Annotated in this window: 17 protein-coding genes; 15 read left to right on the top strand and 2 right to left on the bottom strand. The window is 41.1% G+C overall.

Annotated features, from left to right (window positions below):
- Positions 1-40 precede the first annotated feature (40 nt).
- The 11 genes from I2483_RS01345 (at position 41) to meaB (ending at position 15,201) form a co-directional block, all read left to right on the top strand.
- Positions 41-2,083: a sigma 54-interacting transcriptional regulator gene (locus tag I2483_RS01345; RefSeq protein WP_207173289.1), complete on the top strand. Its 2,043-nt coding sequence runs from the start codon at positions 41-43 to the stop codon at positions 2,081-2,083.
- 31 nt (positions 2,084-2,114) lie between these two features.
- Positions 2,115-3,017, top strand: coding sequence for a phosphate butyryltransferase (yqiS, locus tag I2483_RS01340; RefSeq protein WP_207173713.1), 903 nt, complete (start codon positions 2,115-2,117; stop codon positions 3,015-3,017).
- A 39-nt stretch (positions 3,018-3,056) separates the two neighbouring features.
- A complete protein-coding gene (locus I2483_RS01335) occupies positions 3,057-4,151 on the top strand; it encodes a Leu/Phe/Val dehydrogenase (RefSeq protein ID WP_186670540.1) in 1,095 nt (364 codons plus the stop codon).
- A 94-nt stretch (positions 4,152-4,245) separates the two neighbouring features.
- Positions 4,246-5,328: a butyrate kinase gene (buk, locus tag I2483_RS01330; RefSeq protein WP_481886307.1), complete on the top strand. Its 1,083-nt coding sequence runs from the start codon at positions 4,246-4,248 to the stop codon at positions 5,326-5,328.
- A 28-nt stretch (positions 5,329-5,356) separates the two neighbouring features.
- Entirely contained in the window at positions 5,357-6,784 is a 1,428-nt protein-coding gene (gene lpdA / locus I2483_RS01325) for a dihydrolipoyl dehydrogenase (RefSeq protein WP_207173286.1), read from the top strand.
- A gap of 60 nt (positions 6,785-6,844) precedes the next feature.
- Positions 6,845-7,852, top strand: coding sequence for a thiamine pyrophosphate-dependent dehydrogenase E1 component subunit alpha (locus I2483_RS01320; protein WP_207173285.1), 1,008 nt, complete (start codon positions 6,845-6,847; stop codon positions 7,850-7,852).
- Entirely contained in the window at positions 7,852-8,835 is a 984-nt protein-coding gene (locus tag I2483_RS01315) for an alpha-ketoacid dehydrogenase subunit beta (protein WP_207173284.1), read from the top strand. The genes I2483_RS01320 and I2483_RS01315 overlap by 1 nt, the downstream gene beginning before the upstream one ends.
- A gap of 32 nt (positions 8,836-8,867) precedes the next feature.
- Positions 8,868-10,175 (top strand): dihydrolipoamide acetyltransferase family protein, encoded by a 1,308-nt coding sequence (locus tag I2483_RS01310; RefSeq protein ID WP_207173283.1) that lies wholly within the window; start codon positions 8,868-8,870, stop codon positions 10,173-10,175.
- Positions 10,176-10,296: 121 nt separating this feature from the next.
- Positions 10,297-11,979: a methylmalonyl-CoA mutase family protein gene (locus tag I2483_RS01305; protein WP_207173282.1), complete on the top strand. Its 1,683-nt coding sequence runs from the start codon at positions 10,297-10,299 to the stop codon at positions 11,977-11,979.
- The gene (gene scpA / locus I2483_RS01300) at positions 11,966-14,125 is read left to right on the top strand and encodes a methylmalonyl-CoA mutase (protein WP_207173281.1); all 2,160 of its coding nucleotides are present in this window, start codon (positions 11,966-11,968) and stop codon (positions 14,123-14,125) included. The genes I2483_RS01305 and scpA overlap by 14 nt, the downstream gene beginning before the upstream one ends.
- Before the next feature lie 41 nt (positions 14,126-14,166).
- Positions 14,167-15,201: a methylmalonyl Co-A mutase-associated GTPase MeaB gene (gene meaB, locus I2483_RS01295; RefSeq protein WP_207173712.1), complete on the top strand. Its 1,035-nt coding sequence runs from the start codon at positions 14,167-14,169 to the stop codon at positions 15,199-15,201.
- Positions 15,202-15,386: 185 nt separating this feature from the next.
- Here the strand turns inward: meaB and I2483_RS01290 are convergent, their stop codons facing one another.
- A complete protein-coding gene (locus I2483_RS01290; RefSeq protein WP_207173280.1) occupies positions 15,387-16,481 on the bottom strand; it encodes a PfkB family carbohydrate kinase in 1,095 nt (364 codons plus the stop codon).
- Positions 16,482-16,767: 286 nt separating this feature from the next.
- Between I2483_RS01290 and I2483_RS01285 the strand changes: the two genes are divergently transcribed.
- From I2483_RS01285 to I2483_RS01270, 4 genes are all read left to right on the top strand, one after another.
- Positions 16,768-17,637, top strand: a complete 870-nt coding sequence (locus I2483_RS01285) for an EamA family transporter (RefSeq protein ID WP_207173711.1) — start codon at positions 16,768-16,770, stop codon at positions 17,635-17,637.
- 208 nt (positions 17,638-17,845) lie between these two features.
- Positions 17,846-18,784, top strand: coding sequence for a carbohydrate kinase family protein (locus I2483_RS01280; protein ID WP_207173279.1), 939 nt, complete (start codon positions 17,846-17,848; stop codon positions 18,782-18,784).
- Position 18,785: 1 nt separating this feature from the next.
- Positions 18,786-19,709 carry a pseudouridine-5'-phosphate glycosidase gene (locus tag I2483_RS01275; RefSeq protein WP_186670530.1) on the top strand — a complete coding sequence of 308 codons (924 nt, stop codon included), beginning with the start codon at positions 18,786-18,788 and terminating at the stop codon, positions 19,707-19,709.
- Between the two features lie 137 nt (positions 19,710-19,846).
- Positions 19,847-21,028: a NupC/NupG family nucleoside CNT transporter gene (locus I2483_RS01270; protein WP_207173278.1), complete on the top strand. Its 1,182-nt coding sequence runs from the start codon at positions 19,847-19,849 to the stop codon at positions 21,026-21,028.
- A gap of 170 nt (positions 21,029-21,198) precedes the next feature.
- Here I2483_RS01270 and I2483_RS01265 read toward each other — a convergent pair whose 3' ends face one another.
- Positions 21,199-22,029, bottom strand: a complete 831-nt coding sequence (locus I2483_RS01265; RefSeq protein WP_255550061.1) for a squalene/phytoene synthase family protein — start codon at positions 22,027-22,029, stop codon at positions 21,199-21,201.
- Positions 22,030-22,285 lie beyond the last annotated feature (256 nt).

Here is a 22,285-nt window from a genome sequence, read left to right as displayed (position 1 = left end):
GCAATAGATTGCATGGTTCAAAAAAGGAGAATGAACATCCTTGCAAAACGTTCTCATTGTCGGGGCGGGGACAGGCGGATCGATAATACTGGACCTTCTCCAAAATTTAGAATTCATGAATGTAAACGCAATCATTGATACTGATGAACATGCACCGGGAATAATTCGTGCAAAAAAACAGGGTATTGCATATGGAATGGATTGGACAAATTATCTGACCGACGATTTGGATATGATTTTCGATGTAACCGGTGACAAGTCTGTATTCTCGGCGCTATTAAAAGCGAGGCCTGCCCATACCGTACTTATACCTGGTTCTGTCGCAAACCTCCTTGTAAGGCTGCTTGAGGAGAACGATACATATATTAAGCGCATTCATACAGAAATGCATAAGCAGCGAATGATCTTTGATTCAATTGAAGAAGGCATGGTTGGAATCGACGAAGAAGGAACTGTTGATTTCTTCAATAAAAGTGCTTCTAAGATGATTGGTTTCCCGATTGAAGAGGCTGTTGGCCAGATGATTACGGACGTAATTCCAACGACAGAGCTCCCAAGGGTATTCAATTTAGGTAAGGCGGAACTGAATGAGGAACAGATCCTTGGCAATGGCTTGAAAATAGTTACTTCCCGCTATCCACTCTTCGATTCAGCCGGGAAAAAAGTGGGTGCTTTCGCGGTATTTAAAGATATTACGGAAGTAGTTGCGCTAGCGGAGGAAATCACAGATCTGAAAAAAGTGAAAACTATGCTGGAAGCAATCATTCATTCGAGTGACGATGCCATTTCGGTCGTTGACGATAATGGAAATGGGATCCTCGTCAATCCAGCTTACACGAGGATTACGGGTCTTACGGAAGATGAAATAATCGGCAAGCCTGCAAATGCAGATATTATCGAAGGTGAAAGTATCCATATGAGGGTACTCAAGTCGAGAAAGCCGGTTCGTGGTGTCAATATGCGTATCGGCGAAAATAACCGAGAAGTAATTGTCAATGTGGCACCAATCATTGTCGATCATCAAGTGAAGGGCAGTGTTGGTGTCATTCATGACATCACTGAAATGCGCAACTTGATGAAAGAACTTGACCAGGCACGGACAATTATTAGGGAACTTGAATCTACTTATACATTCGATGATATCTTTGGCGGTTCGTCTGATCTTGAAATTTCAATAGAGCAGGCTAGGTTAGCTGCCAAGTCTGACATCGCAATCCTTCTTCGAGGTGAAGCGGGAACAGGAAAAGAATTGTTTGCACATGCCATTCATAGTAGCTCTGACCGGCGGTTCAATAAGTTTATCCGTGTGAATTGTTCGGCAATTCATCCATCTAAATTGGAAGCGGAGTTATTCGGACAAGAATCAGGTGTTTCTCAAGATGGGAATGATAGCACGCCAGGACTTTTCCAAGCGTCTGAAAAGGGCACGCTATTCCTTGATGAAGTGGTTGATTTGCCACTTGTAGTTCAAGCGAGACTGCTTAACTATTTAAAAAGCGGAACAATCTTCAAAAATGGTGGGACTTATCCCGTTCATTTGTCGGTCCGTATAATTGCAGCGTCTACGAAAAATTTGGAAAAGGCAATGCATGAGGGAACGTTTATTGAAGAACTCTATTATGTGTTAAACCGACTCTCTATTCAAATTGCACCGCTACGGTCTCGCAAAAAAGATATTCCATCAATTATTGGACACCTGCTAGTGAAATTGAATCAGGAGTTTGGGATGAATATTGAGAAAATCACTGATGAAGCACAGGAGCGGCTGGGGCAATATGATTGGCCAGGAAATGTACGAGAACTCGAAAACGTACTAAGTCGCGCCATGATTTATATGGAGCCGGGAGATGCCGTTATCGATTTGAAAGACGTGGTTAAATCCCTGTCATCTAGGGAAAACACGGAAGAGGAACAGATTCTTCCGGAAAAAAGCACTCTTACTTCGATTATGGATGAATACGAAAAAACCATTCTTGAAACGGCCCTTCGTGAAAATAATGGCAACAAATCATTAACCGCCAATAGGCTTGGTATTTCACTGCGATCACTTTATTATAAACTGGAGAAATTCAGTCTAATTTGATCGACATGTAGTCAAAGGAGGAGAGACAATGATTACACTCGACTCACTTATCAGTCAGGCGGCATCGAAGAAAGGTCCCGTTGTTGCTGTCGCATCAGCCGCTGATCGAGAAGTACTTGAAGCGGTTAGTATTGCTAGTGAAAAAGGCATTGCTTCATTCATGCTTTTCGCTGATGAAAGGCATATCGGCGAGTTGATTCAATCAAATTATCCGTGGTTACTGGTTAATGAAAAAATCAGCATTCATCACGCTGAAGATGATAAACAAGCAGCGACGCTTTCGGTGAAAGCGGTTTCAAGTGGGCATGCACATGTGCTGATGAAAGGGAACATAGCAACGTCAACCATCCTCAAGGCTGTGTTGAATAGCGAGTACGGTTTGCGGACAGGGAAAATACTGTCGCATGTCGCGGCGTTTGAAGTTGCCGGTTATGATCGTTTACTTTTCGTAACAGATGCAGCAATGAACATCGCACCTGACCTAGAGGCAAAAGCGCAAATCATTCGTAATGCAGTTGCTACTGCGCATGCTTGTGGTGTCCCTATACCAATCGTCGCTCCACTGGCTGCTGTCGAAACAGTGAATCCGGCGATGACACCAACGACAGACGCCGCCTCATTAGTTGTCATGAATCGACGCGGTCAAATCACCGGTTGCATCATTGATGGGCCACTTGCACTTGATAATGCGGTATCAGTGAAGGCTGCAACGCAAAAAGGGATTACGGGGGAAACAGCTGGTAAAGCTGATATTCTTGTCGTTCCGAATATCGAGGCAGGCAATATTCTCTACAAATCACTAATGTACTTCGCCAACGCGAAAGTCGGTGCGATTATCCAGGGCGCCAAAGCACCAATCGTTCTTACATCAAGGGCGGATAGTGCCGAAAGTAAGCTGTATTCACTAGCACTAGCAATTCTTTCGATAAAATAAAACAATAAAAATGAACGATACCCTTAGGAGGAATTTACAATGGAAATTTTTAAATATATGGAACATCAGGATTATGAACAACTCGTTATTTGTCAGGATAAAGCATCAGGACTAAAAGCTATCATCGCTATTCATGATACAACACTCGGACCGGCACTAGGCGGAACACGTATGTGGACGTATGCAAGTGAAGAAGAAGCAATTGAAGACGCACTTCGTCTTGCGCGCGGTATGACCTACAAAAACGCGGCTGCTGGATTGAATCTTGGTGGCGGAAAAACAGTTATTATAGGAAATCCAAAAACAGACAAAAACGATGAAATGTTCCGAGCTTTCGGTCGTTATATTGAAGGTTTGAACGGTCGTTATATCACTGCAGAAGATGTAGGAACAACTGAAGCGGATATGGACTTAATCAATCTTGAAACAGATTATGTGACAGGTACTTCTGCTGGATCAGGTTCATCTGGTAATCCTTCGCCTGTTACTGCTTATGGCATTTACTACGGCATGAAAGCTGCAGCAAAAGAAGCATTTGGCGATGACTCGCTAGCGGGTAAAACAGTAGCAGTACAAGGTGTCGGAAATGTTGCTTATGCACTTTGTGAGTACTTGCATGAAGAAGGTGCAAAACTAATCATCACGGATATCAACGAAGAAGCTGTTCAACGTGCAGTTGATGCATTCGGCGCAACAGCAGTTGGCATCAATGAAATCTACTCACAAGAAGCAGACATATTTGCACCATGTGCACTAGGGGCAATTATAAATGATGAGACGATTCCACAATTGAAAGCAAAAGTTATTGCAGGATCTGCTAACAATCAATTGAAAGAACCACGTCACGGCGATTTAATTCACGAAATGGGAATTGTTTATGCACCCGATTACGTTATCAACTCAGGTGGCGTAATCAACGTTGCAGATGAACTTGATGGTTATAACCGTGAACGTGCACTTAAACGTGTCGAAGGTATTTATGACGTAATCGGGAAGATTTTCGCTATCTCAAAACGCGATAATATTCCAACGTATGTTGCAGCTGACCGCATGGCGGAAGAGCGCATTGCACGTGTTGCGAATACAAGAAGTACTTTCTTACAAAACGAAAAAAGCGTACTTTCAAGACGCTAATTAAGGTAGGCTACAGCGGTCTGTTACGTCTGGTCGCTGTAGCTAAACATTTAGAAAAGAAAGAAGTTGCATTGATATGGAAGGAGGACCTATTGTGTATGAAAATCACCATAGGATCCTAGTTATTAACCCAGGATCTACATCAACAAAAATAGGTGTCTTTGAAGGCGAAAGTCAACTGATGGAAAGTACGTTGAGGCACAGTTCAGAAGAAATTGCACAGTACCCTTCCATTATCGATCAATACAGCTTTCGTAAAAAGGCAATTCTTCAATCACTTGAAAAAGAAGGCATCATCATTTCTACATTGTCTGCCATTTGCGGTCGAGGCGGGCTTCTACGCCCAATCGAAGGTGGTACGTATTCTGTTAACGAAGCGATGATTCAAGACTTGAAAACAGGTTATTCAGGTCAACATGCATCGAACCTCGGGGGCATAATTGCGCATGAAATCGCATCCAGCCTAAACCTTCCCGCTTTCATCGTCGATCCCGTCGTCGTCGATGAACTTGCACCAATCGCGCGGATTTCTGGATTTTCGTCCATTAATCGAAAATCCATATTCCATGCACTTAACCAAAAAGCGGTTGCAAGACGCTACGCAAAACAAGTCGGTAAAAAATACGACACCCTCCGGTTGATTGTCACCCATATGGGCGGGGGTATAACTGTCGGTGTGCACGAATTCGGCAAAGTAATTGATGTAAACAATGGACTTCACGGAGATGGGCCATTCAGCCCTGAACGTGCGGGAACTGTTCCTGCAGGGGAACTCGTCGAACTATGTTTTTCCGGTGAGTACTTCCGCCACGAAGTAATGAAAAAACTTGTCGGTCAAGGCGGTCTCGTTGGTTATCTCGGGACGAACGATGCTGTTCGCGTGGAACAACGAATTGAAGATGGCGATGAAAACGCAAAACTAGTTTACGAGGCAATGGCCTATCAAGTTGCTAAGGAAATTGGCAGTGCAGCTGCTGTCCTTCACGGTCAAGTAGATGCGATTATCATTACGGGTGGTCTAGCTTATGGCAAAGGATTTGTGAAGGATATTACATCCAGGATTGACTGGATATCGGATATAGTTGTGTATGCTGGAGAAGACGAACTACAAGCACTTGCAGAAGGCGCACTTCGCGTTCTAACTGGTGAAGAAATAGCTAAAATCTACCCGTCTTGACGGGTCGTTGTGAGGGAGGCCATCTATAATGGCAAGGGAATATGATGTAGTTATTTTAGGGGGCGGAACGGGTGGTTATGTCGCTGCGATTCGCGCCGCTCAATTGGGACTGAAAACGGCACTTGTTGAAAAAGGAAAACTTGGCGGTACATGCCTTCATAAAGGATGTATCCCGAGTAAAGCATTATTGAAAAGTGCTGAAGTATTCGATATGGCGAAAAACCAGGCGGCAGATTTTGGCGTTAATGCAAAAGACGTATCCCTTGATTTTAGCCGTGTACAAGCACGAAAAGACGGTATTGTTAAACAGCTGCATGCCGGCGTGACAGCATTAATGAAAAAAGGGAAAATCGATGTATTCGATGGACTTGGCAGAATGCTTGGGCCATCAATCTTCTCACCAATGCCCGGTACTATTTCGGTCGAAATGAATAACGGCGACGAAAATGAAATGCTCATCCTGAAAAACTTGATTATCGCGACAGGATCTAGACCACGTACATTACCAGGTCTAGACATCGATGAAAATCAAATCATGTCTTCGGATGGGGCACTTTCTATGGAAGCACTTCCTAAGTCGATTATCATCGTTGGTGGCGGAGTCATTGGCATTGAATGGGCTTCTATGCTCAATGATTTCGGTGTGGAAGTCACGGTTCTTGAATATGCAGACCGAATCATTCCGACTGAGGACGATGACATCTCGAAAGAAATGAAAAAGTTGTTGACGAAAAAAGGGATCACGTTTGCGACAAGTGCAAAAGTACTCCCAGAAACCCTCGTTAAAAAAGAAGGATCTGTCACAATTTCTGCGGAAATGAATGGCGAAACGACGGCATTCACAGCTGAAAAAATGCTTGTTTCTGTCGGTCGTCAAGCTAATGTCGAGGGAATTGGCCTTGATAATACAGAAATTGAAGTCGTCAATGGCTTTATTAAAACAAGACCAACATTCCAAACAAAAGAACATCATATCTATGCAATTGGTGATGTTATTGGCGGGCTGCAACTGGCGCATGTTGCCTCACACGAAGGAATTGCGGCTATTGAACATATTGCAGGTCTGAAAAACGAAGCGATTGATTATACAAAAATATCTCGCTGTATTTATTCTAGTCCTGAAGCTTCAAGCGTCGGCATTACGGAGAAACAAGCGTTAGAACAGGGCTTTGACGTCAAAGTCGGGAAATTCCCGTTTATGGCAATCGGAAAAGCACTTGTCAATGGTAATTCAGATGGTTTTGTCAAAATCATTGCTGATAAAAAGACAGACGATATTCTTGGCGTTCATATGATAGGTGCACACGTGACCGATTTAATCTCAGAAGCAGGACTTGCGATGGTTCTTGATGCGACGCCATGGGAAGTAGCAAGCACGATTCATCCACATCCATCGCTCTCTGAAGTAATGGGCGAGGCCGCTTTGGCTGTCGATGGAAAAGCAATCCATATGTGAAAAACAGTGTCAATTAGTCTAAGATAAAAGACTGCGAACCATAGAAGGGGGATTTTAGAAATGGCAAAAACGCGTCATGAGGAACTTGGTTTAACACATGAAGATGCACTACAAATTTATGAAACAATGTTGATGGCCCGCCGTATTGATGAGCGTATGTGGCTCCTTAACCGTGCCGGAAAGATTCCATTCGTTATTTCATGTCAGGGGCAGGAAGCAGCACAAGTTGGAGCAGCTTTCGCTCTTGATAAAGATAAAGACTGGATTGCACCCTATTACCGGGATATGGGCGTTGTTCTGCATTTCGGAATGACTCCACAAGATTTGATGTTGTCCGCATTTGCAAAAGCAGAAGATCCGAACTCGGGTGGTCGTCAGATGCCTGGTCACTTTGGTCAGCGCAAAAATCGTATCTTGACAGGTTCATCTCCTGTTACGACGCAATTACCACACGCAGTTGGTGTAGCTCTTGCAGCTAAGATGAAGAAGGAAGATTTCATCACTTTCGTTACACTTGGTGAAGGTTCATCCAACCAAGGAGATTTCCACGAAGGTATGAACTTTGCAGGCGTCCATAAATTGCCGACTGTTATCATGGTTGAAAATAATAAATATGCAATTTCAGTTCCAGTTGAAATGCAACTTGCCTGTGTTAACGTATCGGACCGTGCAATCGGTTACGGAATGCCAGGTGTTACAGTTGATGGAACGGATCCGCTTGAAGTCTACAAAGTGGTCAAAGAAGCAGCAGATCGTGCACGTCGTGGAGAAGGTCCAAGTCTTGTAGAGACCATCTGTTACCGATTGACGGCTCACTCTTCAGACGATGATCAACGCCAATACCGTGATGCTGAAGAGCTTGCTAATGAGAAGAAATTGGATCCGATTCCTATGTTTGCCGCTTATTTGAAAGAAGTTGGTGTACTAACGGAAGTACTCGAAAAAGAAATGGAAGAACGCATCATGATAGAAGTGAACGAAGCGACCGATTATGCGGAAAACGCTGCGTACGCTGAACCTGAATCTGCGATGCTCCATGTGTATGCTGAAGATGGGGGGAACGAATAATGGCAGTTATGTCTTATATCGATGCAATCACACTTGCGATGAAAGAAGAGATGGAACGGGACGATCGCGTTTTCGTTCTCGGAGAAGATGTTGGACGTAAAGGCGGCGTTTTTAAAGCGACGGCAGGTCTTTACGATCAATTCGGAGAATACCGTGCACTCGATGCACCGCTTGCGGAATCTGCAATTGCAGGTGTTGGTATCGGTGCAGCAATGTACGGCTTACGCCCGATTGCTGAAATGCAGTTTGCTGATTTCATCATGCCGGCTGTGAACCAAATTGTTTCGGAAGCAGCAAAAATCCGTTACCGTTCAAATAACGACTGGTCGTGTCCGATTGTTATTCGTGCGCCATTCGGAGGCGGTATCCACGGAGCGCTTTATCACTCACAATCTGTTGAGGCGATGTTCGCAAGCACACCTGGATTGAAAATCGTGATCCCGTCAACGCCATATGATGCAAAAGGACTTCTTAAAGCGGCAATTCGCGATGAAGATCCAGTATTGTTCTTTGAACATAAACGCGCTTATCGTTTGATTAAAGGCGAAGTGCCTTTAGACGACTACGTATTACCAATTGGAAAGGCGGATGTCAAACGCGAAGGCGATGATATTACAATCATCACCTACGGACTATGTGTCCACTTTGCGTTGCAAGCAGCTGAACGTCTTGCAGAAGATGGAATTTCTACGCATATCCTTGATCTTCGTACAGTTTATCCACTTGACCAAGAAGGTATCATCGAAGCAGCTTCAAAAACAGGGAAAGTCCTGTTAGTTACTGAAGATAACAAAGAAGGAAGCATTATGGGTGAAGTTGCAGCAATTATTGCTGAAAACTGCCTGTTTGAACTTGATGCGCCGATTAAACGTCTTGCTGGACCAGATATTCCGGCAATGCCATATGCACCGACAATGGAGAAATTCTTCATGGTCAATCCAGACAAAGTTGAAAAGGCAGCGCGTGAGCTTGCTGAATTTTAAGCAGAATTTTAATCGGGATGGGGGTCAATCAATTGGCTATTGAAAATATTTTAATGCCACAACTCGGTGAAAGTGTGACAGAAGGCACAATCGAGAAATGGCTTGTCAAACCGGGCGATACAGTTAACAAATATGATTCACTTGCAGAAGTAACTACTGATAAAGTAACAGCTGAAGTACCTTCTTCATTTGCAGGTGTCATCAAGGAATTGATCGCACAAGAGGGAGAGACGCTTGCAGTTGGAGCACTTGTTTGTACGATTGAAACTGAAGGTGGTGGAACTGCGGAAGTGGCCGTAGAAGCGGTACCAGCTAAAGCAGAACCTGCAGCTGGTTCTGGGAAACCGACTTCATCTTTGAATCGCGAAAAAGGAGCAGCAGCAGGACGCTATTCTCCTGCAGTACTTCGTCTATCACAGGATAATGGCATTGATTTGTCACTTGTGGAAGGTTCAGGAAAAGAAGGGCGCATCACGCGTAAAGATTTGCTCGCTATCATCGAGAGTGGCAACATTCCGACAGCAGCAGTAGCTTCTGTAGCGCCAGTTGTGGAAACGGCAGCTTCGGCACCGATTACACAGGCACCATCTGTACCAGCACCGAAAGCGACGGAGCCAGTTAATGTACCGGTTGCAGTAGGTGATATCGAAATCCCTGTTACAGGCGTGCGACGTGCAATCGCCAGCAATATGCTGCGTTCGAAACACGAAGCGCCACATGCATGGATGATGATTGAAGTTGATGTTACAAGTCTTGTTCAATACCGCGATTCTTTGAAAAATGATTTCAAAAAGAAGGAAGGCTTCAATCTGACTTACTTTGCATTCTTCGTGAAAGCAGTATCTCAAGCATTGAAAGAATTCCCTATGATGAACTCGATGTGGGCCGGCGACAAAATCATTCAGAAAAAAGACATCAATATTTCCATCGCAGTGGCGACGGAAGATTCCCTTTACGTTCCCGTCATCAACAATGCTGATGAAAAAACAATAAAAGGCATTGGCCGTGATATTCAGGAACTTGCGGGTAAAGTGCGTTCAGGTAAACTGAAATCATCGGAAATGCAAGGCGGTACATTCACTGTGAATAATACCGGTTCTTTCGGTTCTGTACAGTCAATGGGCATCATTAATCACCCGCAAGCGGCAATACTGCAAGTTGAATCAATCGTTAAACGTCCTGTTGTGATGGCGGGCGGCATGATAGGTGTGCGTGATATGGTGAACTTATGTCTATCACTCGATCACCGTGTTCTTGACGGTCTCGTCTGCGGTCAATTCCTTGCGCGCGTAAAAGCGATTCTTGAAAATATAACCGCAGAAAATACATCTATCTACTAACAAAAATTGTAAACCCCAGTGCCTTAAAATATAGCACTGGGGTTTATTTTATCTTTCAACAAATGTGTTAGTCGGGTAAACTAGTAATAGATTGATTATTTTGAGGAGGGAAGCGCAAAATATGACTATACATAATATGCAAACAACAACATTCCAAAAAGCTGGTTTCGAACAATGGAAAGAAGCTGCTGTCCAGTCTTTGAAAGGCAGGCCATTTGATTCGCTTATCACGAAAACGATCGAAGGGATTGACCTTCAGCCATTATATACGCAGGAAAGCCTTGCAAATCGTGAACAGCCAATTCGTGCGGCAAAAAAAGAGACAGGCTGGATTGTTGCACAGCAACCATACGCTACCGATGGACAACAGTTCGTCGTTGAATTAAAGAATTCGATTGAACGTGGCAATGAAGCGATTGTTTGCGATGGTACAAAACAACTTCACTGGGATGAGTCTTCTCTCGCTGAAATCGCCCAACTTATGAAGCAATATCCGATTTTCATTATAAATATGAAGCATGGTAATTCATTTCTTAAAGTATTTTCCCTTGTTCCAGAAGCGGACCGGTCCTCGGTAAACGGTGCGATTTGTGTATCCGACTGGATCATACCAGCCGGATATACAAACGTCCGGACAGCCAGCGCAGATATGTGGGATGCACATCACAAAGGCGCGGACACAGTGACTGAACTTGCATTAGTCCTCGCAGATGCAGCAAATCAAGCATCAAAAGCGGACAATTTTAGTGATTTTGCCGATGACTTTTTTGTTCGATTTGCAGTTGATACGCATTTCTTTATGGAAATTTCAAAGTTCCGTGCGTTTCGTGTTCTTTGGCAAGCATTTAGTTCTGCATATGGGGTAGCTGAAGCACCCTATGCTCCAATCATTGCAACGACATCGTTGCGTTCTTACTCGAAACTAGATCCATATGTTAACGTATTGCGGGCTGGAAATGAGACATTTGCCGCGGTTCTTGGCGGCGCTGACGTCATTACAGTTCACCCACACAATATTATTACTGGACCGACAAGCAGTTCTGTACGTATGGCACGTAATATTCAACTCGTTATTAAAGAAGAAACTCATGCTGATAAAGTTATCGACCCTGCAGGCGGTTCTTATTTCATGGAAACGTTGACGTCTGAACTTGTTGATAAAGCCTGGACACTCTTTTTGGAAATCCAGTCTATAGGCGGCTATGATGCATTCATTACCAGTGGCCAGTTCGGGAAATTGCTTGAACAACGCAGGGGCGACGTTTCGAAAGGTAAACAGTCGTTGATTGGTACAAATGTTTACGCTGAATTGACAGATACAAACTTTACTGATTGGGAAGGCGTTCAGATTGAAGGACGTCTTGCAGAACCTTTCGAAAAATTAGCTGCACTGCAAAAAGATAGCACGACACGAATTGCATTGTTGACGTTCGGAGAGTTGAAAGATTTTAAACCACGTGCTGATTTCGTCAGCGGATTTTTAGCGACAGGCGGTATGCGTGCTGAATGGAGTCCTACATTTGATAATGCACAACAAGCTGTTTCATGGCTTGCGGATGAAAATCCTAATTATGTAATTGTCTGTGCAACATCTACCCTAACTGAAACTGTAATGGAACAATTATTGGCAGGACTTTCTGAAGAACTTATCATAGATGCAGCAGGTAAGTACGATTCAGAGCTGTCGGAAAAATGGCTTAATGCTGGTTTAAATGGCTTCATTTTCGCGGGTCAAGATAAAGTTGGAAAACTGATAGCTATTAACGATAAATTGAAAGGGGGCCAGACTAATGAACAAGCCTGATTTCAACAAAGTAGACGTGCAGCAGATTGCTGGAAATTCGATAGAAACAGCAAACCAGTCAGGAAAACTTTTTAGAACAAATGAAGGTATCGACGTTAAAACGATTTATACAGATAAAGACACGGAGAAACTTGATCATTTGACTGATTTACCTGGTATCGCGCCAAATACAAGGGGTCCCTATCCTACTATGTTCGTTTCTAGACCGTGGACAGTCCGTCAATATGCCGGATTTTCAACAGCTGAGGAAAGTAATGCATTTTATCGCCGAAATTTGGCAATGGGGCAAAAAGGATTATCGGTCGCATTCGATCTTGCAACTCACCGCGGCTATGACTCTGATCATCCACGTGTGACTGGGGATGTCGGAAAAGCAGGCGTTGCTATTGATTCAGTAGAAGATATGAAAATCCTGTTTGACGGTATTCCACTCGATCAGATGTCTGTTTCTATGACAATGAATGGTGCAGTTCTTCCGATTATGGCGTTTTATATCGTTGCGGCAGAAGAACAGGGTGTGTCACCTGAAAAGCTTGCAGGTACAATCCAAAATGATATATTGAAAGAATATATGGTAAGAAATACGTATATTTTCCCTCCTGAAATGTCGATGAAGATCATTGCGGATATTTTTGATTATACGTCCACTAAAATGTCTAAATTTAACTCAATTTCTATTTCTGGCTATCATATGCAAGAAGCGGGCGCGACGGCAGATATCGAGCTTGCCTATACACTTGCGGATGGTCTTGAATATGTACGGACAGGTTTGAAAGCGGGCATTGATATCGATTCATTCGCACCTAGACTATCGTTTTTCTGGGCGGTTGGCATGAATTACTTCATGGAAGTTGCAAAAATGCGCGCTGCAAGGAAAATGTGGGCGCAAATGATGCAGACGTTTGAACCGAAAAATCCGAAGTCACTTGCGCTTCGTACACATTCGCAAACGTCAGGCTGGAGTTTGACGGAACAAGATCCGTTCAACAATATAACGCGAACATTAATTGAAGCCAACGCTGCAGCGATGGGGCATACGCAATCACTCCATACAAATGCGCTTGACGAAGCAATTGCATTACCGACAGATTTCTCTGCACGGATTGCGAGGAATACGCAATTGTTCTTGCAAGAAGAGACGATGATGACAAAAGTGATTGATCCATGGGGCGGTTCATACTACGTTGAAAAATTGACTGATGAGTTGATGGATAAAGCTTGGGAATTAATAACAGAAATCGAAGAACTTGGCGGCATGGCGAAAGCGATTGAAACTGGCCTGCCGAAAATGAAAATCGAAGAAGCGGCAGCAAAACGCCAGGCTCAAATTGACTCACGTGCAGAATCAATTATCGGCGTGAATAAATACCGTCTAGATACTGAAGATCCAATCGATATTTTGGACATCGACAATACGCTGGTACGCCAGAAACAAATCGATCGCATCAATCAGATGAAAGCAGACCGAGACGAAGCAGAAGTGACGACTATCCTTGCTGAGTTGACCGAAATTGCACGCAGTGGCGACGGTAATCTACTGGCGTGTGCCGTTAATGCAGCACGTGCACGTGCAACAATCGGTGAAATTTCAGATGCGATTGAAAGTGTGTCTGGTAGACATAAGGCGGTGATTCGTTCCGTGAGTGGCGTATACAGTTCGAATTTCTCGAACACAGAAGAAATTGACGAAGTGAAAATGATGGCGGAAGATTTCCTAGGGAATGAAGGCCGTCGTCCACGTATCCTTATCGCAAAAATGGGACAAGACGGCCATGATCGCGGTGCGAAAGTGATCGCTTCCTCATTTGCGGATCTTGGTTTTGATGTTGACATTGGACCATTATTCCAAACGCCCGAAGAAACGGCTCTACAAGCCGCTGAAAATGATGTCCACGTTATCGGAGTAAGTTCACTTGCAGCAGGGCATAAGACACTTGTACCGACGTTGCGTGAAGAGCTCGCCAAAATTGGTCGAGAAGATATTCTGATTGTTGTCGGTGGGGTTATACCTGCACAAGATTACGCATTTCTGCGTGAAAATGGGGCGGCGGCAATTTTCGGTCCTGGAACCGTCATTCCAGTTGCCGCGCAAAAAGTTATTGAAGAAATCTATCGCAGGCTTGGTTACGAGGAAGTGGCGGATTGAAAGACAACAACCGTTTAACTGATGACAGTGCGTTGAATGTGATGGGTGGGATTACGTCCTCACATGATGGTCTGGCAGCAACTGCGCGGAAACGATTTGTGAAAAAGGGTCGCGAAATCCCGGTTGAAGAGTTGACGGAAAAGATAGCGAGTGGATCTCGACTTCATCTTGCAAAGGGAATTACACTTCTTGAAAGCATCATTCTTGATGATAAAGTTGCCGGTCAACAGCTTTTGCTCAATCTGTTGCCGAAAACGGGCAATAGCATTCGGATTGGCATCACAGGTGTTCCAGGTGCAGGAAAAAGTACGTTCATCGAAGCATTTGGCCTAATGCTAGCGAATGCAGGCCACAAAGTGGCGGTGCTCGCTATAGATCCAAGTTCTACTGTAACGGGTGGCAGTATCCTAGGCGATAAAACGCGGATGGAAGAACTTGCGAGGCATCCGAACGCGTTCATTCGCCCTTCACCGTCGTCAGGAACACTTGGCGGTGTTCACAAAAAATCGCGCGAAACGATGTTGCTTTGTGAAGCAGCTGGTTATGATGTTATTTTGATTGAAACGGTAGGAGTTGGGCAAAGTGAAACGGTTGTCCGCGGAATGGTCGATTATTTCATGTTGCTCGTGCTAACTGGTGCCGGAGATGAATTACAAGGGATGAAAAAAGGGATTATGGAGCTGGCAGATGGTGTTGTTGTTCACAAAGCTGACGGTGACAATTTGAGGCTAGCGAAGAAGACAGTACGAGAATATCGCCAGCTTCTTCACTTCCTACAGCCTGCATCACCCGGTTGGACTTCGACTGCACTACCTGTTTCATCAATCAAAAATACTGGGCTCGAAGAAGTTTGGGAAATGATAGTATCATTCAAAGAAACAATGGATGGTGGAGGATTTTGGGACGAACGCAGGCAGTCACAGACGAAAGATTGGTTTCGTTCCATGATTAATGATCGACTTATTGACACTTTTTTTGCTGAGCCTGGTAAGAAAGAAGAAGTTGCGGAACTTGAGAAAGCGTTAGTCGAAGGAAGTCTAACGGTGACGAGTGCAGTGGATCGCCTGTTTGGATAAAACTCTGAGGCACGGGGAAGTCGCTCAATATCTATTGTTAAATGAAAATACAATGCCAACTAAAATGAAGATCAGACATCTACGCAAATGTCTGATCTTTTTTTGTTGGCCCGAGAATGATTTATCGTAATAATGTTGAACCTCTTATTAAAATTTTCAACTCTTGGTAAAAGCAGAATAGTGGATTATCGCAAAAATTCATCCACTATCTCATGAATTTTTTCGGGTTTTAAAAGTGATGAAACAGAATCCTCAGTTTGTTGGGTAAGTGCAGAACCAGCAAGTCCCAATTGACAAGCTCGCAACAGCGATTCTTCGTTCATGAGCCCATATATTGCGCATGAAGAAAACGCATCACTAGCCCCTGTGACATCAACAACTTCAGTCTTGAATGGAGATAAATGTCCAGATTCTTGTGGAGAAGAATAATAAACTCCTTGATCATGAAGCCTAATAATAACTTTTTGAACGCCGCGTGTTCTAATTTTTTCACAGACAGTTTGGCAATCCTCAAAAGAAGAGATTTTCGTATCAGCTAGCATTTCTGCTTCTTCTTGATTAAGTAGCAATAATTCTACTCCTTCAAGATGAAAGGGAAGTTTTTGCGCCTTGGCCGAAGAAATTGGATCAATGTATAATGGAATACTTTCATCTTTGCAACGATTAATTAAATAATTTATGCAATCCTTAGAGATATTTGTGTCCAAAAAAACGGCTTGTGAGGCAACTATATAAGACCATTTCTCTTCAATCATAGGAATAGTTATTTTTTCGTAGATGTTCATATCGGCCATGGAGACAATCATTTCACCATTAACATCCAATAAAGTGGTATAAGTTCCTGTCCTTTCTGTCTGTAAAACCCATACTTGACTGACATCTACTCCTTGGTTTTTCGTTTCCCTCAGTATCCAGTTACCTTCCTTGTCGTCTCCCACACAAGTCATAAGAGAAGTGTTATACCCAAGCCGACTTAAATTTTCGGCAAAGTTTCGTGCAACACCACCACAAACTTCAGTTGTTACTACAGGATTGGATGAATACAAATGCACTTCTTGATTCGATCGTGCTTTTCGATCTGTATTTGCTCCCCCGATACACACGATTGAAGATTCTTCTTGAAGAATATAGGCACGCCCTTTGATTTCGCCGCGTTTTGTCAGGGAAGCAATATAGTTAGCTACGGCCGAACGTGATAAACCAACCTTATTTGATAGTTCTTGCTGCGAAATGAATGGGTTTATTCTAATATGATGTAAAATTTGATGTTCTTTATTCATTGGAACAACCTCGCTTTTGGTTAAACAATAGTTTACAATGAAAACTATTGTTTGTAATACTTATTTGAAATAACTAAAAAAGAATTTATGGATGTTAAGAATTCCGTTAATAACCCGGAAATTAATGTTTCGGGTATAAAAAAATCCTTTATTTAGGAATTGGTAGTCTTGTCCAAGTCCAATATAAAGGCAACCTAATACAACAATCATACACCATTATTATCGTTTGGTAAATGCACTTCATCCATAAATATACAAAAACATTGGAGGGAATAAAACAATGAAAATGTGGTTATACCCTTTGTTGGTAGTTTTAGCAGCTAGTAGTTATGGTTTAGTATCAACTATTATTAAGCTCGCAATACAAAGTGGTTTTTCGGTCTCAGAAGCAATTACAAGCCAATTTTTTATAGGATTTTGTATAGCAGTATGTATTTTCCTTCTAACAAATAGAGCCAAAATAAGTTTTAATGGGGTTAGAATTCTTATTTTGGCGGGAGGATTAACAGGATTGACGAATATTTTTTATGGGCGTTCTTTAATCTATTTACCCGCTTCTTTAGCGGTAGTACTTCTGTTTCAATTTACATGGATAGGTATGTTGATTTCTTGTATAGCTAAACGGCAAGTACCAAGTCGAATCGAATTTATTTCGTTATTCGTTTTGTTTGCAGGAACAATACCTGCCGCAGGTTTGATCGATGTAGATTTAACACAGATACCTATACAAGGTTGGTTATGGGGATTAACTGCAGCACTTTGTTTTTCTTTATTTTTATTTGTTAATAGCAAGCCGATTAAGAGTATGAACACCTCTAACAGGTTACTATTGGTTTCCTTCTTTGCATTTATAACGACAGCTGTTTTTCAGTCCCCAGAGATCATTTGGAATGGAACTCTGTTTAGTGAGGGACTCTGGGTATATGGTTTGGCATTAGGATTATTCGGTATGATCATCCCGGTTTATTTATTTACTATTGCAGTTCCTAAAGTTGGATTGGGTATGTCATCAATATTGAGTGCATTTGAACTGCCAATTGCGGTGATGGTATCAGTATTATTATTAAGCGAGATCGTTACACCGTTACAAATAGTGGGTATAGTAATCATTATTATGGGTATAATTTTACCAACAGTCTTTAATAAAAAATTATAGATTGAAAATGAAGATTTTAAGCATTTGAAATGTAATCGCTATAGAAAAGACCTCATCCAATATGACAAAAAGGGTGGGGTATTTTTATGTTGACAATCTTTAAATAAGTCGTATACTAAACATATGTTCATTGAGTAAACTTTTGTTTCCGAGGAAATAAAGGAGGTGTAATAAAATCGCTAATGAAAATGAGGATTTAATTTTAGGGATGATTAAAGAAAACCCACCTATTATTTGCGTGGGAGGGGCTAATGTAGACAGAAAACTCTATGCAAAATTTGAACTTACTAATGAAACGTCTAACCCAGTAATATCTTCTCGAACGATTGGAGGAGTAGCAAGAAATATAGCTGAAAATCTAGGTAGACTGGGTGAGCAAGTTGCATTAATTTCAGCAAGTGGTAACGATTTAGAATGGAAAGAGATTTATGACATATCGTCTCCTTTTATGAATTTAGAGCATGTTACCCAATTTGAAAATTCATCAACTGGTTCCTATACAGCAGTGTTAGATAGGAATGGCGATTTATCAGTTGCATTTGCAGATATGGATATTTTTGAAGAGATTACCCCTGAGTTATTGAAAAAAAACAGTACTATTCTTAGAAGTGCTAAATGTATTGTAGTTGATTTGAATTGCCCTGTTGAATCGATTGAATTTCTTTGTTCATTCACAACTACGCATAATATTCCATTAGTTATCATCCCTGTTTCGTCTCCAAAAATGAACCGACTTCCCAAAACATTAAGTTCGGTAAGTTGGCTAATTGTCAATAAAGATGAAACGGAAACTTTTATGAATATTAAAATTAATGATGATAAGGATTGGGAAAGTGCAGTTGATAAATGGTTAGAGCTAGGAGTTAAAAATGTAATTGTAACTAACGGATCAAAAGGTGTATTTACAGGTAGTGAAGGTGGCGAGATTCGTTATTTCCCAGCTATCGAAGAATCAACTGTTGTAGATGTTACAGGTGCAGGTGATTCATTTTGTTCGGCAGTTATCTATTCCTGGTTACAAAAGAAAGACTTTGATTACATTATTAAATCCGGATTGGTCAATGCCCGGAAAACAATTTTGTCAAAGCATACAGTTAGACAAGAATTATCACAAAATCAATTTAAAATAGATATGGAGGAAATTTAATATGAAAAATTATATTGTTTTATCAAAAGAAGTACAACAGGCAAAAGAGGAAGGGAAAGCAATTGTGGCATTAGAGTCTACAATTATTTCTCACGGTATGCCTTATCCTCAAAACGTGAAAATGGCACGCGAGGTTGAACAAATTGTTCGTGAAAACGGAGCTGTCCCGGCAACAATTGCTATTATTGATGGGAAAATCAAAATTGGTTTAACAGATGAAGAGCTGGAGTTATTTGGTAAGAGTTCAGATGTTGCTAAAGTGTCAAGACGCGACTTACCACAAATTATTGCTACGAAAAAACTTGGTGCAACGACTGTTGCAACAACAATGATCTGCGCAGAATTAGTAGATATCAAAATCTTTGTAACAGGCGGTATTGGTGGAGTTCATAAAGGTGCAGAAACTACAATGGATATTTCGGCTGACCTTGAAGAATTAGCTCAAACTGACGTAGCTGTAGTTTGTGCAGGAGCTAAATCAATCTTAGATCTAGCGCTTACTTTAGAATACCTTGAAACAAAAGGGGTTCCTGTGCTTGGCTACGAAACAGAGTGCCTACCAGCATTCTATACAAGAAATAGTGAATATAAATTAAACTTCTCTACTGATTCAATTGATGTAATTGCAGATGTGTTGAAAACTAAATGGGAATTAAATCTTAAAGGTGGGGTAGTAGTTGCTAACCCAATCCCTAAAGAATTCGCCATGGATGAAGCATATATCAATGGAATTATTGACCAAGCAATTAAGGAAGCAGCAGAAAATAATATTATTGGTAAAGATACGACACCATTCTTGCTCGGGAAAATTAAAGAATTAACAGATGGTAAAAGCCTAGATGTAAATATTGAATTAGTAAAACACAATGCTAAAGTAGGAGCGCAAATTGCAGTTAATTTAAACAGTAAAACTAACGAACAATAAAATTAATACTTAAGGCAAGCTAAGTTCCAATAATATTAGTTCACTCCATATAGTTCCTTTTCGTATTTACAAAAATATGAAAAGGAACTAATATTATCAGGTAATTGAAAGCGCTAACATTAAAGGGGAGTATTTACATGAAGTTTTTGTTCTTAATATCTGGGATTTTACTTGCTTTTTTTATAGCGTTTATATTTAGTAATGATAGAAAGAAGATAAAATATAAACGTATTCTGATTATGTTAGCTATGCAAATCGTTTTAGTATACTTCATGATGAATACTAGTATAGGTCTTATTGCCATTACCAATGTTGGCAAGTTTTTTGAAAAACTTATGGCTATTGCTGATGCAGGAATTAAATTTGTATTTGGTAATCTCGTGAATGAAGGTGAAATATCGTTTATATTTGTAGCGCTATTACCGCTTGTTTTCTTATCGGTCCTAATAGGAATACTAAATTACATCAAATTGTTACCATTCATTATTAAGTACTTAGGTTTAATTTTAAGTAAAATAACTGGTATGGGTAAACTTGAAAGCTATTTTGCAGTTTCTACTGCTCTACTTGGACAACCAGAAGTTTTTTTGACAATTATTAAACAAATCCCGCTATTATCTCAAAAAAGACTTTACACAATCTGTACCTCGGCAATGAGTGCAGTGAGTATGGCAATGGTAGGCGCTTATATGACGATGCTAGAGCCGAAATATGTTGTAACAGCTGTAGTTTTGAATATTTTTAGTGCACTCATAATTGCTAATATTATTAATCCCTATGATTTAGATAATGATGAGGATTTAATTCAAATTGATGAAAATAAGAGAGTTCCTTTCTTCCAAATGGTTGGAGATAGCATAATGGATGGTTTTAAACTTGTTGTTACTGTCGCTGCTATGCTTTTAGGATTTATTGCTTTGATGGAATTGGTTAATGTGATTTTTCAAGGCGTATTTCAAATTTCATTCCAAACAGTTATTGGCTATATCTTTGCACCGATCGCTTTCTTAATGGGTGTCCCATGGGCAGAAGCTGTACTAGCCGGTGGAATTATGGCTACAAAACTTGTTACTAATGAATTTGTTGCAATGTTAAGTTTTGGTGAAATGTCAACAAAACTTTCAGATAAAACCGAAGCAATTGTATCGGTTTATTTGGTTAGCTTTGCTAATTTCGGAACTGTTGGTATTATTGCAGGTTCAATTAAGTCAATTAGTGAAAAACAAGGTCATTATGTTTCGAAATTTGCTTTAAAACTGTTGTTAGGTGCAACACTAGCCTCTGTAATTTCAGCAACTATAATTGGTATTGCTATGTAAGTTTATATCAAAAACACCTTGTAGATTAATCCTTAACAGTATGATTACACCAATACAGTTATGGCCCCTGATAGTTAATCAAAAAGACGACAGTACATTCAAATTGAATGTACTGTCGTCTTTTTGAAAGTCATTAAAAAACATAGATTGTTTCAGTGATCTGAAACAATCTAACTGTGTTTTTTCTCGTTAATAATTTCATTCACCGTGATTTCTACTTCGGCACGTGACATTTTTTCATTGCCATTTTTTAATGTTGTGAGTGTCCTCTTTGCCAAGGCAAGTGGGATTTTACAGAACAATTGAATATTTTTAGTATCAATCGATTTTAAATATTCATCCGCTTTATTTAAATTCATTGTTGCGTACGCAAACATATCATTTCGGTCCCATCCATCAGGAATAAAACGTACACCGCGATCAGCATCTTCATCCTGATTTCGTAGCATATTAACCGCTTGCAAACCTCGACCATAGCCAATTGCCAAGTCGCGATCCGTTACTGTCCCGTCATACAATTCCCATATATCAGATAGCATAATACCTACTAAGCCCGCTACATAATAAGTATACTCATCTAGATCTTCCTTTGTTTTTACTACCCAATCCTTTTCTACCCAACGGGCCATGCCATCTGCCATAATACTTGTTGACTCTTTAACCTTGTCAATAATATTTTCTGGACATACGGATAGCCAATCACCGAGTCTTAACGTCACTTCAGGTAAAATATTTTCATATGGCTTAAGAAGTTGTTGATAGGCAATGTTATCAAACTTCGTTTGTAATAGCTTACTAGTCGAACGTAACAGATGCTGCTTTGTTTCAGATAGTAAGTCTTCGTGATCTTCAATTTCATCAATCGCGCGCATACATAAATAGGCAGAGCCCACCGTCTTTCTTAACATTGGATTAAGCAGTTTAATTGGAATGTAAAATGTTCTACTTGTCAACTTTAGTACATGCATGGCTTCTTTTTGCAATGTGGTTTCAATACTCAATGAGATTTTCCCCCTTCAGCATATGGTAGTCTATTTTGACTTGTCTTATCGCCTTGCACAGGCATTTGTTGTGTGTTGAAGATTCAGTCTTCTGGAAGGGTAAATAGTTATAGACGGAAAAAAACACTGTTATAAAGAAAAAAGAAATATTGAACTTAGAACTTCTGAAATCTACACCTATTACTCACAAAAGCTGAAAATAAAGATTATACTCTTATTTAATCATATTCGGGTGGAAAACGGAAGTCACTGGAAC

It is taken from the genome of Sporosarcina sp. E16_3 (genome assembly GCF_017347125.1).
Lineage (GTDB): Bacteria > Bacillota > Bacilli > Bacillales_A > Planococcaceae > Sporosarcina.
This window is presented reverse-complemented; position numbering and strand designations above follow the sequence as displayed.